Source organism: Lonsdalea quercina (genome assembly GCF_900107885.1).
Classification (GTDB): domain Bacteria; phylum Pseudomonadota; class Gammaproteobacteria; order Enterobacterales; family Enterobacteriaceae; genus Lonsdalea; species Lonsdalea quercina.
Window position 1 is genome coordinate 1 of the sequence record NZ_FNQS01000001.1, and the last position, 13,502, is coordinate 13,502.

At 50.4% G+C, this 13,502-nt stretch carries 14 protein-coding genes; 1 reads left to right on the forward strand and 13 read right to left on the reverse strand.

Annotation, left to right across the window (positions count from 1 at the left end):
- Positions 1-201: hypothetical protein (locus tag BLU64_RS17475; protein WP_217630042.1), on the forward strand; the 201-nt coding region annotated here is incomplete at its 5' end.
- On the opposite strand, the gene phoH is transcribed toward BLU64_RS17475, so the two are convergent.
- The 13 genes from phoH to fliL all read right to left on the reverse strand — a co-directional run bounded on the left by phoH (position 184) and on the right by fliL (position 13,442).
- Positions 184-972 (reverse strand): phosphate starvation-inducible protein PhoH, encoded by a 789-nt coding sequence (gene phoH / locus BLU64_RS00010; protein ID WP_026742992.1) that lies wholly within the window; start codon positions 970-972, stop codon positions 184-186. The two genes, BLU64_RS17475 and phoH, sit on opposite strands and share 18 nt — an antisense overlap.
- Before the next feature lie 494 nt (positions 973-1,466).
- Positions 1,467-2,003, reverse strand: coding sequence for a flagella biosynthesis regulatory protein FliZ (gene fliZ, locus BLU64_RS00015; protein WP_074727610.1), 537 nt, complete (start codon positions 2,001-2,003; stop codon positions 1,467-1,469).
- 52 nt (positions 2,004-2,055) lie between these two features.
- Positions 2,056-2,778: an RNA polymerase sigma factor FliA gene (locus BLU64_RS00020; RefSeq protein WP_036153050.1), complete on the reverse strand. Its 723-nt coding sequence runs from the start codon at positions 2,776-2,778 to the stop codon at positions 2,056-2,058.
- A 405-nt stretch (positions 2,779-3,183) separates the two neighbouring features.
- A complete protein-coding gene (locus BLU64_RS00025; RefSeq protein WP_139171444.1) occupies positions 3,184-4,014 on the reverse strand; it encodes a glycosyltransferase family 2 protein in 831 nt (276 codons plus the stop codon).
- 73 nt (positions 4,015-4,087) lie between these two features.
- On the reverse strand, positions 4,088-7,633 hold the full coding sequence (locus BLU64_RS00030; RefSeq protein ID WP_074727612.1) for a glycosyltransferase: 3,546 nt from the start codon (positions 7,631-7,633) through the stop codon (positions 4,088-4,090).
- A gap of 235 nt (positions 7,634-7,868) precedes the next feature.
- Complete coding sequence (locus BLU64_RS00035; RefSeq protein WP_026742996.1) at positions 7,869-8,975, reverse strand: FliC/FljB family flagellin; 1,107 nt, start codon at positions 8,973-8,975, stop codon at positions 7,869-7,871.
- 305 nt (positions 8,976-9,280) lie between these two features.
- A complete protein-coding gene (fliR, locus tag BLU64_RS00040) occupies positions 9,281-10,063 on the reverse strand; it encodes a flagellar biosynthetic protein FliR (RefSeq protein WP_026742997.1) in 783 nt (260 codons plus the stop codon).
- Positions 10,064-10,065: 2 nt separating this feature from the next.
- Positions 10,066-10,335 carry a flagellar biosynthesis protein FliQ gene (gene fliQ / locus BLU64_RS00045; protein WP_026741107.1) on the reverse strand — a complete coding sequence of 90 codons (270 nt, stop codon included), beginning with the start codon at positions 10,333-10,335 and terminating at the stop codon, positions 10,066-10,068.
- 21 nt (positions 10,336-10,356) lie between these two features.
- Positions 10,357-11,121 carry a flagellar type III secretion system pore protein FliP gene (gene fliP, locus BLU64_RS00050; protein WP_026742998.1) on the reverse strand — a complete coding sequence of 255 codons (765 nt, stop codon included), beginning with the start codon at positions 11,119-11,121 and terminating at the stop codon, positions 10,357-10,359.
- The gene (gene fliO / locus BLU64_RS00055) at positions 11,118-11,534 is read right to left on the reverse strand and encodes a flagellar biosynthetic protein FliO (protein WP_083351047.1); all 417 of its coding nucleotides are present in this window, start codon (positions 11,532-11,534) and stop codon (positions 11,118-11,120) included. Before fliO ends, fliP begins: the two co-directional genes overlap by 4 nt.
- A gap of 3 nt (positions 11,535-11,537) precedes the next feature.
- Positions 11,538-11,951 carry a flagellar motor switch protein FliN gene (gene fliN / locus BLU64_RS00060; protein ID WP_026741104.1) on the reverse strand — a complete coding sequence of 138 codons (414 nt, stop codon included), beginning with the start codon at positions 11,949-11,951 and terminating at the stop codon, positions 11,538-11,540.
- Entirely contained in the window at positions 11,944-12,957 is a 1,014-nt protein-coding gene (fliM, locus tag BLU64_RS00065) for a flagellar motor switch protein FliM (RefSeq protein WP_074727614.1), read from the reverse strand. The genes fliN and fliM overlap by 8 nt, the downstream gene beginning before the upstream one ends.
- 5 nt (positions 12,958-12,962) lie before the next feature.
- Positions 12,963-13,442, reverse strand: coding sequence for a flagellar basal body-associated protein FliL (fliL, locus tag BLU64_RS00070; RefSeq protein ID WP_026743001.1), 480 nt, complete (start codon positions 13,440-13,442; stop codon positions 12,963-12,965).
- Positions 13,443-13,502: the final 60 nt, after the last annotated feature.

The following is a 13,502-nucleotide window of genomic DNA, read 5'->3' on the forward strand; positions in this document are numbered from 1 at the left end:
CGCCGTTTTGCATGGCCGTCAGGCCACCCGCAGGGCAAGGCGCGCAGCGCCGCAGTGAATCCCTCCCTCAGCGCGGTAAGCAACGATCGCCATCTCCATAGGAGAGGCTTTAAGAGCGGCAAGAAAAAGCCCCTAACACAGGTCCGGGGCTTTCAACAGCAAAAGTGCGATGACGCGTTTAAATCAGGCGTAAGCCAGTAAGGTGCGCTGACACAGCTCTGAACGGACACAATCATGTTTGTTAAAAGAGATCACACCCACCATTTCATCTTCCGTGAACCGTTCCAGCGCGTCGCGCAGACCCGACTTTACGCCTGATGGCAAGTCGCATTGGGTGACGTCGCCATTGACAATAACGGTAACATTTTCCCCCAACCGCGTCAGGAACATCTTCATTTGATTTACCGTGACATTTTGTGCTTCATCCAGAATGACGACGGCATTTTCAAAGGTTCGCCCACGCATATAGGCGAAGGGTGCAATCTCAACCTTTGCAATTTCGGGACGCAGGCAGTACTGCAGGAAGGAAGCGCCCAGACGTCGCTGCAAAATGTCATAGACCGGGCGGAAATAAGGCGCAAACTTTTCAGAGATATCACCAGGTAAAAAACCAAGATCTTCATCTGCCTGCAAAACCGGGCGAGTTACGATAATCCGCTCAATCTCTTTATGAATCAGCGCTTCCGCCGCTTTAGCGGCACTCAAAAACGTTTTACCACAGCCGGCTTCTCCGGTGGCAAAGATTAACTGTTTGTCGTCTATTGCAGACAAGTATTGTTCCTGGGCTTCAGTGCGGGCTTCAATCAGGGAGGTGTCACGATTTTCTCGCGCCATCCCGATGGACTCAATGCCCCCCAACTGAACCAGAGAAGTGACCGAATCTTCTTCACGCTGACGATGATTGCGGGCTTCACGTCTGATGACGCGTTTCGCTTCACGGCGTGCTTTGATCACTGCTTTTTGTCTTCCCATAGTGCCACCTTACAGTTTGTTTCACATACCGCATGAATAAGCTTCTACGGCGCTGCATGTACAAATGAGGTTTGGCTTCCTTATTAAGCCACTCGACAACACAAGGGGGGAAAAGCCGCCTGCATAAACGGTTAGACCACAGAACGTCGATGCAGTCGGTTTTCGATTAAAATGGATAACGCTTGATCGGAGACAGGAGGTTGATGATTTAGAACTGGGATGTTGAGAGAGAATGATAAAGGTAGAATAACCGCCGCAGTCGTTACGCGGTATTTGACGATGAAGCTTCGAACTATATCGTCCCTTTAAGGACTTCACCATTCTCACTCCTTACTATGACAATAACTATTCACAAGAATAATAATTGACAGACTAATATCCTGGCTAAAAATACGGCGAGAGGATGACAGCAATATGACAGTGCAATATTCTTTTCCTCCTGGCAAGACTTTTTACACCGTCATATTATAAACGTATAGTTGAAGATTCCCGGTTTACAACATCAACGCGGTTTCGCGGGAAAGATTTTTCTCCCAGTCCAAAAATTGATCGTATTTACGCAACGCGCTACGGTAGGTATTTTGTTCCAAATTGGGAATGTCGCTGCAAATTTGCTGCTGAACACTTTCATTTTCAGCCAGACGCTCGGAAGGATAACGACGGGCAATAAGCAATTCATCCAATCTACGCAGACGAATAACATATTCTCGCATCGTGCTGTATTGCACTTCCGTTTGGTCAATAAGATAGCGAGTGAATGATTTTATATTGAAGTAATGCGCTGGCGGCTTGCAGAAGACCTCGCTGCAGAATCGGCATAGAGGTATTAATTCCTCCTGCATAGATTCCCAGGTATCGTCATCTATCTTCCTGTCCAGATATTCAAGCGCTTTTTTGTTGAGGGGCTTGGATTGATAAACCAATGAGACGCGGTCGAGCGATTTACCGCAGTTGGAACAATGAGTTTGTTTGTGTTTGAAATCTTTTAAATAACGACTAAGAAGCAGTTTCTTCCTGGCTGACTGAGACATGAATCCATTCCATGACAGTAAAAAGGGATAGCGACCTGCCTACGCTTCCAAATTAACTTTCATTCATTAATTTAACGCGCAGGCGCTTAATCGCTTGGCTATGTAATTGACTCACCCGTGACTCCCCAACCTCCAGAACCGCACCGATCTCTTTTAAATTGAGCTCTTCCTGATAGTAGAGGGTCAAGACGAGTTTTTCGCGTTCTGGAAGGTTATCGATGGCATCCATCACGCGCTGACGAAGATTGACATCCATAAGTTGTTGCAATGGATTAGCATCTTCGTTGCCTTCCAGCAATGCTTCGGCGCTGTCGCCATGTTCCTCACGCCATTCGTCGTAAGAAAAGAGCTGGCTGTTGTTGGTGTCGAGCAGGATCTGACGATAGTCCTCGAGGGAGATGTCAAGAATTTGCGCGACTTCTTGTTCCGTCGGAGCGCGTCCCAACTGTTGCTCGGCCTTTTGCATGGCATGAGCAACTTCGCGGGCATTACGACGCACGCTACGGGGAGCCCAGTCGCGGCTTCTCAACTCATCCAGCATCGAGCCTCGGATGCGCTGAACGGCATAAGTGGTGAACGCCGTCCCTTGCAAGGAGTCGTAGCGCTCTACTGCGCTGAGCAGCCCGATGCCGCCGGCCTGAAGAAGGTCGTCAAGTTCCACGCTCGCGGGCAAACGAACCTGCAAACGGAGAGCCTCATGGCGCACTAACGGTATATAGCGCTTCCATAAGGAATTTTTGTCCATTGTTCCTTCAGCGGTATACAGCTCACTCACAGTGACAAACACCTAGATAATAAAGTTATCGGTACTATTATGCGTTCGTATAGTGCAGACAATCGAATGAATAGGCGTTAAAAAGACATGCTATTTAAGATATACATGAAAGGTAAGGAAGTTTTACACCATAATCTGACAACGGCCAGCTTATTGAAAAATAAGAAAGATAAAGAATCACAAGACGTAATGAATGGGACAATAGGGTGTCTGAAATCGAAAATTTTGGCGGCGTATTCTAACCCCTGTAATTAAACATGTCTTCACGCTTTGAAAATTATTTTCTCGATAAAATCGTTTAGCTCGGAAACCATTACGCCCAGAATCCCTCCCCCATTTTATTTCAGCCGACAAAACGAACTTGGTTGATCTCGATGAACCAGGGAGGAGGGAGACGCTCAATAGCTACCGTCTGGTCTGACGCGATTTAGTTTGAAACAGCACGGGCTTGGCGTGCCGCCGCTTTATATCTCTCAATATTTTTAACGTTTCCGTCGGACCTAAGTCCGGGACATCCTTCACGCGCACACCGTGTTTATCACGAAAATAGTTGAGCGCCGTTTTTTGATTCTTCGTGTAATTTTCCTGAGTGAAAATCGTCGAATGCTCAAAGTCCTTATGGTCGAAGCCGATAAAATCTTTTGAGTTATCGATATCAGCGAAATACCAAAATGGTGGATGCATGCCCGCGTTAATTATCGCTAACGTATGATCCACATGCTCCAGGGCGTTATAATAAGTTTCATCCATATATCCTACACGGTCGATGCACGCCTTCGAGTAGTAAACGAATGCGCCGTCACACGTCTGGTAAAGCTGGATACGTCCGCCAGCATAGTCCGCGTTCATTCTTGGTTTGACGACGTCATCGAGACAGGCGGGGGTTGCCTGACTGAACATGAAATGTTGAATGCCACTGATCTTTGACGCCTGGATATATCGCTCGAATACCAATTTATTTTTGATAAAGACATCATCTTCAATTAAGAAAAAATGGTCGACGTTGCGTTCATGTAAATAGCGCAAGGCTATGTTTTTACTTTTCCCTACCCCCAGATTTTCGGGGTTATTGATCACCGTATGCGTGATCTCATGAAACTCGCAGAAAAGACGACCATCGTTAACAATCACGAGTTCATCCAGAATATCCATAGGCAAGGAACGATAGAGCTTAATCAACTCATCCGGACGATTATGAGTTATTATTCCCACCCCAATTGTTTTTCCGTTAATCATATTTCATCTGCTCAATAAGCCCAAAGGATACAGCCGGGGTCAGCAACCCATGCCTTCCCCGGAGAATGTCACATCAATCCGGCAACCAGGCTTTCTGCCACAGAAGTAAATTGTCTCCGCTTAACATCCAGTCGCGATAAACCGCCTGGCGTAATTCGTCGCCCATTCGCGCAGTCGCATCGAGGTCAGCCAGATGCATACGGATTGCATCCATCCAGTCTTTATAGCGGTTCCGGACGCGCGTGACCGGCAGATCGCACTGATAAGGTTCGATATCCGTACAAATCACCGGATAGCCGCAAGCGCCGTATTCCAGCAAACGCAAATTACTCTTACAGCGGTTGAAGATATTTTCTTCGAGCGGCGCCAGCGCCAAATCCAGGTTCAGAGAGGCCAGTTTCTGCGGGTAAAAATCTATATCCACCCCTTTGTGGAATTCATGGATATAAGGGCGCAATTTTTCAGGACACATCCCAAAGAACACCCACTCCACGTCGTCCGCCAAATCCCGTACGATATCGGCAATGAGCTCCAAATCTCCGGTATGGCTGCTACCACCGCCCCAACCAACACGGGGTTTCTTACCCTGCCGCCGCAGAGAGCTGAGATTAGACCACCATTCCACCGGCAGACGGTTTTCGACCACATGAATACGGTCATGAAGGCCAGCGAACGCCTCCGCCATCGGCTGCGTCGACACCACAAAGCGGTCCATGAACCCCAGGCTCTTACGCATTGCTTTCAGCGCATCTTTGGGGAGACCGGCGCGGTGCACGCTTTTCAGCGGAATATTGGGAAGATAGTCATCCAGCTCATAGACCTTGAAGGTGTTGCTAAGCTTGCTGATTCTTTCGATCCAGTCATGAAAATACGCCGACACCTGTTTTTGCAGTACCAGGACCTCGGGTTCATAGCGCGCCAACGTCGGGGTATTCAGATAGACGTTGGAGAGTTTGCCATCAATCATATTGGCGTCTTTCAGCGCATTAAACGGCTTGATAATACGGTAGTGCCCGCAGCCGGTTTGGTCAGACATATGCGCCATCACCACCGGCAATGGTCGCCAGGTCAACGGGCGCCAAATCAGGCCGGCATCCGGCTCGACTTCAAACCCGCGTCCATTTAAAGACAGATTGATATTGTAGGCGGGATCTCGGGCAATGACCGGCAACCACTTCTCGTACATGGCCATCTGTTCGCCCTGGAAGCGTTTTCTTTTCGCCTCCTGTGCAGCGGTATCCACCTTTTTCTGACTCACGCTGCCTTCATGCATCACCGTGGCAAATGGCGTCCACACGGTGAGATACCCCGCTTCACGCACTTTCAGACACAGATCCACATCGTTGTAGGAAACCTTGAAAGCCTCTTCATCTAACCCATTGACCTGCTGGTAGACGGACTTTCTAATCATCAGGCACGCTGCGGTGACGACGCTGTAATTTTGGTCTACTTTCAGGCGCTGCATATAGCCGGGTTCGTCCATTGGATCGCCGTTAAACGGATGTTCAGCCGGTCCGCGCAGTCCAAGAATGACGCCGCCGTGCTGAATACGCCCATCCGGATAAACCAGCTTGGCGCCAACGATCCCTACTTCTGGACGCAGCGCGTGGTTTAGCATGTTGTCCAGCCAATCCGGCTGCACGACGGCCGTATCATTGTTGAGCAGTAGCAGATAATCGCCGCGCGCCTGCTCGGCGGCCATGTTGTTAATCGCCGAGTAGTTGAAGGGATGAGGATAGCGGATAACACGGATACGATTGGGATCGACCTTCGCCACCCCGTCCAGCCAGGCTTTCGCTTCATGCGTTTCGCTATTGTTATCCACAATCAGCAGTTCGTAATTCGGGTAGCGCGTTTTCTCTAGCAGGCTGGTGACGCAGGCCACCAGCACCGGGAGCTGATCTTTGGTCGGGATGATGATCGAAACCAGCGGAGTCTCCTGATGACCGTAAATCATCCGGTAGTGTCCCGGCAACGTGGCCACTGCTTTACCAGCCTCATATCCACGACGCTGAAGATGGCGTTCGAGGACAGCAATCTCCCCCTCATGGGTGGAAATCGACAACTCGTCTGAAATCGTCAGAAATTCAGCCAAATGCCCGATAGACCCCATCCCCTGCTGTTCAATCAACCTGAGGATGTACTCCAGCTCCATGCAGCTGGCATGCTTGGAATCAAAGCCGCCCAGCGATAAGAACAGCTCTCGGTTGAACAACCAGTGTCGCGTCATGACGGCGGGAAGGCTCAGCAGATAATCAAGGTTGAAATCCGGACGGCAAGAGAGTCCTAATTGCCCGTCTTTGCCGTATAGCAGCTCGTCGCCGTAAATAGCGCTGCAGCCTTGAGCGGTAACCAGTCCTAAACTGGTCATCAGCAGGCCGCCTGCGGTAAAGATCTCACCCGCCTGAACCAGCATCAGCCAGTCGAAGGTCTGTTCGCGCACGACGTCATTGATAGTCCTGACGAGAATTTCCTGACGGATTTCCCGCACGGTACAAGAGGGGAAACGCGCCGCGATCTCCGAGGATGAAGTCAGGATGATGCGCTTGAGCAGGACGCCGTCCGACTCGATGGTCTCAAGACTCTCGACGGTCGCCTTCAATTTTTCTTCGTCGCCCTCGGTATCCATAATGAGAATGCCGAATTCGCGGCCTTCCAGATGCTGACCGAGATACTCCTTAATCAGTACCGACTCACTGGCTGTGGGATAACGGCTGGCGATCCAGTTCGGCGTAGTATTCTCTTCCGGTTTACCCTTTAAGGCGGTTTTCATACCTTCTTTGAGATCAAAGGGGTAGAAATGCTCTTTTTGATCCAGGTCTGCGACCTCAAGAAGATCGGGATTTTTGACGTCAGGCGAGAAAAAAATCGAGTTCTGGACCTCGCGAAAATACACCGCCTGCTCCTGGAACTCCGGACCGCTGATCGAGCCATCCACCCTTTCCGCAGGAACCCGCCTGTCGGTCAGCGGTTCGGACAGCATAGCGAAGTCGCCGTCACGTAGCAGCGAGAGGTAGAAAGCCAGCGGTGCCGTATAGTGCAGCTTGACGCCGTTGAGGGTAAACATGGTCTTGGGAGACAGCATTTCCTGCCGCAGTAAAACACAGCTCAGTTCACCAATAAAATTGGTCGCATATCGAGTCAGATAATCAATGACATTCTTACCACGAATCTGCACGTTGCCGGAAAATGGGTATGCAGTTTCAGCAATGTCATTGAGTATCTGCCCCTCTCCATCTATGCGTCGCCGGCGTGACGAACTGAACACCACGCGATCATCTTCTTCCAATACCGCTGTCAATAGTCGGATATGATCTTCCCTCAGTACATCGCTATCACTCAGGAAGTTAATGTATTTTCCTTCCGCATGCATGAGGCTTTTTGCGCAGAGATCGTATTCAGAGACGTCGAGGGACTCGCTGCGGAAATAACGAATGGTATGGCGAGACGCATCGGTCGCCTTATAGACGGCGCTTTCGATAAGTGTATCTGCGCTGGCATCGTGCACGATGATTTCTACATTGTCGTAATCCTGAAGGGTCGCACTCAACAGTGCGAGTTCAAAGTATCGTGGTTCCTTCGCTGGAATAATGATACTGACGAGTGGGGACTTGTTCATGACTAACCCTCTATATGCATTCGATGTAACCGGAGCTGACTCTAAATTGGCGCGATGTACCCCATAGTGGACGGGACATCGCCAGTTTAATAATACGGCGCTGAATGCCAGCTCAAAGACGTGAATTCATCTTCTTTATACCGGCTAATCTCGGTATTGCTTGCGCTGCAGGCGATATTCGCCATAAAAAAAGCCCCGCCAGAGGCGGGGCTTTTTAGACAGAAGATGAAACAGATTACTGCAGCAGAGACAGAACGGTCTGCGGAACCTGGTTCGCCTGCGCCAACACTGAAGTACCAGCCTGTTGCAGGATCTGAGCCTTGCTCATGTTGGAAACTTCTGTAGCGTAGTCAGCATCCTGGATACGAGACTGTGCTTCGCTCAGGTTGGTAGACGTGCTGGTCAGGTTGTTGATGGTGGAGTCGAAACGGTTCTGAATCGCACCCAGGTTACTACGCATGTCATCTACGGTAGACAGCGCTTTATCCAGAGTCGTCAACGGGTTTTCCGTCTGAACACCCGTCAGGTTGTCGGTAGAAGCGTCAACGGTCACGGTCATCGCGCCATCATCGGTGATGGAGATGTCGTTAGACGTCAGTTTGTAGTAAGCAGCGTCGCCAGATTTGCCGACGCCTTCAACGTCTCCACTCAGTGTACCGCTAACGAAGTAGTTGCCGTTAGAGTCGGAAACCAGACCGGTTGTGCTCAGAGCGGAAGTACCAGAGAAAGAGACAGAGGCGTCTGCGCTCAGCGTGGTGCTGTTGTAGGTAGAACCGCTTGTAACAGCAGTCGTTGCGCTGCTTGCAGGACCGTCAACGTTAAAGCCAGACAGGTTCAGAGAAGCAGTGTTAACTTTCTGCAGGTTGATGCTGATGGTCTGGCCATCCTGAGAACCAACCTGGATAGAGATGGAAGTTTTGCTGCCATCCAGTACTTTCACGCCGTTGAAGTCGGTCTGCTGAGAGATACGGTCAACTTCAGACAGACGCTGAGTAATTTCGTCCTGGATTGACTGCAGGTCGGAAGCGGAGTTAGTACCGTTCTGAGACTGTACGGTCAGAGTACGGATAGCCTGCAAGTTGTCGTTAATTTCGTCCAGTGCGCCTTCAGTCGTCTGCGCCAGGGAGATACCATCGCTTGCGTTGCTGGAAGCCTGAGTCAAACCGTTGATGCTGGAAGTGAAACGGTTGGAGATAGCCTGACCAGCGGCGTTATCTGCAGCGCTGTTGATTTTCAGACCAGAGGACAGACGTTCGATCGCGGTGCTCAGAGAAGACTGAGATTTGTTCAGGTTGTTCTGTGCAACCAGCGAGATGCTGTTGGTATTAATTACTTGTGCCATAAGAGATTTCCTTTTAGATATCCGTCAGGACTTAAATCGTTAGGGTTCAGGCTTTTCCGCCCACGGCGTCAACCACCGTCTACAGAAATATCGGCGTTGCCCTAATGATCTTTAGTAATTAAACCCAATATTTTTAAAACATATGCTTTTCAGCAAGTTAAAATAAAAAAACCGAGCAGACAACGTCAGTTTTAACAAGCTGAAACGACTGAATCGCGGTGGAAAGGTGATTTATTGCTCAGTGTTGCGTAATAAAACCGACAGGTTTTCGTTTGCAAACGGCTAAAAAACACAATGGTCTGCAATTAAAGATTAAAGTTTGTCACCAGCGTCGCAATCATATCGAAGAACTCGCCAAATAAATGTTCAGCAAATTGGGGTATCAGCGTCATCAGCGTACCAATGGTCATTATCCCCACCGTCAGCGTAACGGGGAAACCAATGACAAATACGGACAGCTGCGGCGTCATTCGGTTTAGCAGACCGAGCGCGAGGTTAAGGACCAGCAACAGCGTCACCAACGGCAGCGCCAGCATCAGACCATTAATAAAGATAAGGCTGCCTGCTCGTGCAATAGAATAGAAGACGTTAGTGTCGATAGGTGCTGTATCGATCGGAATGACATGAAAACTATCGGCCAGCATGGAGATAAGCCACAAGTGTCCATCAAACGCCAGGAACAGCAGCATCGCCAACAGATTAAGAAAGCGCGCCAGCACCGGCATATTCGGACCGCCGGATGGGTCGAAAAACGTGGCGAAAGACAGCCCCATCTGTAACCCAATCACTTCCCCGGCCATACGAAAGGTCGCGAATGCCAGTTGCATCGTGAAACCGATGCACGTGCCGATCAATATTTGTTTGACCAACAACCAAAGCCCTTCGGCAGAAAATATGGGAACCGGTGTAATGGTCAGATGCGGACCAATCAAGAACGTCGCCAGCAGGCCAAGACCAATTTTAGCCTTGGTGGTGATTTCTTTTTCGTTGAGAACGGGCGCCGTGGAAATCAGCGCCATCAGGCGTATAAAAGGCCAGAAGAACTGATTAAGCCAGTAATAGATATCGGCGCTGGTCAGGTTAATCATGATTAACCAATCATGTTAGGCAAATTGCTAAACAAGGTACGCATGTAGTCAAGAAACAACCCGAGCATCCAGGGACCGGCGATGATGATGGTCAGGAAAACGGCCAGAATTTTGGGAATAAAAGAGAGCGTCATTTCGTTAATCTGCGTTGCCGCCTGCAAAATGCTCACAATCAACCCGGTAACGAGAGCCGCCAATAATAGAGGCGCCGCCAAAGCCAGCGCGATCTTCATTGCTTCGTTACCCAACGCCATGACCGACTCAGGAGTCATAAAATATCCTAATGCTGAATGTTAACTGTAAAAACTCTGCACTAATGAGCTTAGCAACAGCTGCCAGCCATCAACCAGGACAAACAGCATCAGCTTAAAAGGAAGAGAAACCGTCGCCGGCGGCACCATCATCATCCCCAACGCCATCAACACGCTGGCGACCACCAGGTCAATAATCAGGAAAGGGATAAAGACGGTAAAACCGATTTGAAAGGCCGTTTTAAGCTCGCTGGTCACAAACGCAGGAACCAACACCCGCATGGGGATAGCTTCCGGTCCTTCCAGCGGGGGAATATCCGCCAGTCGGGTAAATAGCGCCAAATCTGTCTCACGCGTCTGGCGCAGCATAAACTGACGCACCGGCGCAGAACCACGATCGATCGCCACTTCCATGGAGATCTTATCCTGACTGAACGGCAGATACGCGTCCTGATACACCTTGGTGATGACCGGGGACATAATGAAGAAGGTCAAAAACAGGCTCAGTCCAACGATAATCTGGTTGGGCGGCGCCGTGGCGGTCCCCATCGCGTTTCTCAACAAACTCAGCACGATGATGATACGGGTAAAACTGGTCATCATCAGCAGTACGGCGGGAATAAACGTCAATGACGTCAGCAGAACCAGAGTTTGGACCGGCAGGGACCAGCTCTGCGCGCCATTGGCCATCGGCTGACTGATGATGCCCGGCAGTTGCGCCCAAGCATTCGGCGCAATAAACACAATCACGCCAGCAAAGAAACCGCGCCGCAACAGCGACGCCCATCGAGATGAAAACCTGTTCATTCTGACTTTTCCGAGCGATTCATGACCTTACTGAGGAGTTTGCGAAAGTCTGCAGGATTGGCTTGAGCGGAAGCGTTAGCGTCATCAATTACTTTTGCCGGCAGGGTGTGAAGCGGGGTCACCTGCTGCGCGGTGACGCCGAGAACCAACCAGGTGTCGTCAACTTCGACAATCACGACCTTTTCGCGCTGCCCGACCGGACAACTCGACACGACTTTCATCATCTGATTATTGCGAGCCTGAGGCGCTACGCCGAGTTTTTTGGCGAGCCAGGCTAACAGAAGGATAAACAGGAGAATGCCTCCCAACACAGCACTGACCTGGGTTAGCGCCGAGCCGGGAGTTTGTGACGGTGCCTGGCTATGCGTCGGCACCATGACGGATGCGGAGGTCTGCTCCTGAGTTTGCGCCATAAGTTAGCGGCTCAGGCGACGCATACGCTCAGACGGAGTAATGATATCAGTGATACGCACGCCGTATTTATCGGCTACCACCACCACTTCGCCCTGCGCGATCAGATACCCGTTGATCAGGATATCCAACGGCTCGCCGGCCAGACCATCCAGCGCAACCACCGACCCCTGAGAGAGGCGCAGCAATTCTTTGATGGTCATTTTGGTACGGCCCAGTTCAACCGTCAGTTTGACCGGGATATCCAAAATCAGGTCGATGTCCTGAGACAGTCCGGTCGCGGCATCGGCTTCCAGAGACTTGAATACGCCTTCGCTACCGCTTTCTTCTTTTTCTGCGGCTTGCTGCTCATTAAATGCATCAGCCCACAGATCGTCCACGGATTCTTTTTCTTCGGACGGGTTCTTGGTGTCACTCATGGGGCTGTCCCTCGTTGTTCAGAGAAGTCAAAATTGGATTCACTAACTGTTCGACTCGAAGAGCATATTGTCCTTTGTAGGTACCGTATTGACCGGTCAAGACCGGAACACCGTCGACATGGGCAATGATGCTGTCAGGTTTTTCTATAGGCAATACGTCGCCCGGCTGTAGCTTGAGCACTTTGGACAACCGCAGCGACACATCGGTAAAGTTGGCGACCAGCTCCAGCTCGGAATGCTGAACCTGCTTGGCCAACGTATCCCTCCAGCTCTGATCTTCCTGTCGAGAATTCTCCATCGGAGGATTCACCAGCAGCTCGCGCAGCGGTTCGATCATGGCAAAAGGAATACAAATATTGAATTCGCCGGTCAAATTGCCAATTTCCACATGGAAAGGCGTGGTGACCACAATATCGTTAGGTGACGTCGTGATGTTGGTGAACTTGACCTGCATCTCGGAGCGCACATATTCCACGTCCAATTTGTAGATCGCGTTCCACGCATCGCCGTAGGCTTCCAAAGCCAGGCGCAGCATTCTTTTCACCACGCGCTGTTCGGTGTGAGTGAACTCTCGCCCTTCCACCTTGGTAGGAAAACGGCCATCGCCGCCAAACAGGTTGTCTACCGCGATAAAAACCAGGCTCGGGGAAAACACAAACAGCGCGGTGCCGCGCAGCGGCTTCAGGTGTACCAGATTAAGGTTGGTCGGCACCGGCAGGTTACGCGCAAAATCATGATACGGCTGAATTTTTATCGGTCCGGCAGTGATATCCGGGCTGCGACGCAACAGGTTGAACAGCCCCATGCGGAACTGACGAGCAAAACGCTCATTGATGATTTCTAACGACTGAAGACGCTCACGAACCACACGGCGTTGCGTATTGGGGTCGTAAGGCCGAATATCGCTTTCGGGGCCAGCGGCCGACTTGGCTTTGCTATCGCCGTCGTCACTGTCACCGTTGAGCAATGCGTCAATTTCTGCCTGGGAAAGAATACTGTCACTCATAATATTTATCGCAGTATGAAAGCGGTGAACAGAACATCCGTGACCACCTGGTTGGGTTGCCCTTGAACCAGCGGCGGGCTAAGAACCTGTTTAATTTCATCAATCAGCTTCTGCTTACCTTGTTCGTTTGCCAACGCGGCCGAATCCTGTCGGGAAAGCAGCAGCAGCAAGCGGCTGCGTACTTCCGGCAAATAGCGGGTGAAGCGGCTCTTGGTTTCTTCATCTGGCAAACGCAGGGTGAACCCAACGTACAACACACGATCGGGATTGTTATCCGGATTAACCAAGTTAACAGTAAATGTATCCAATGGCATGAATACAGGTTCCGGGGGGGGCACTTCTTTTGCCACCGTTGGCTCAGCGTTTTTATGATAAAAGAACCACCAACCCGTGCCAGCAGCACATGTCGCTACCAATGCGATAACGATTAGTAGTATTAACAAGACAGAACGCTTGCGTCCCGACTGTGATTTTTCTTCAGCCATAGACTAAGATAATTCCTATACTCATTGCCATTGATGCAGCTCTGTGCTGCATATACCCCG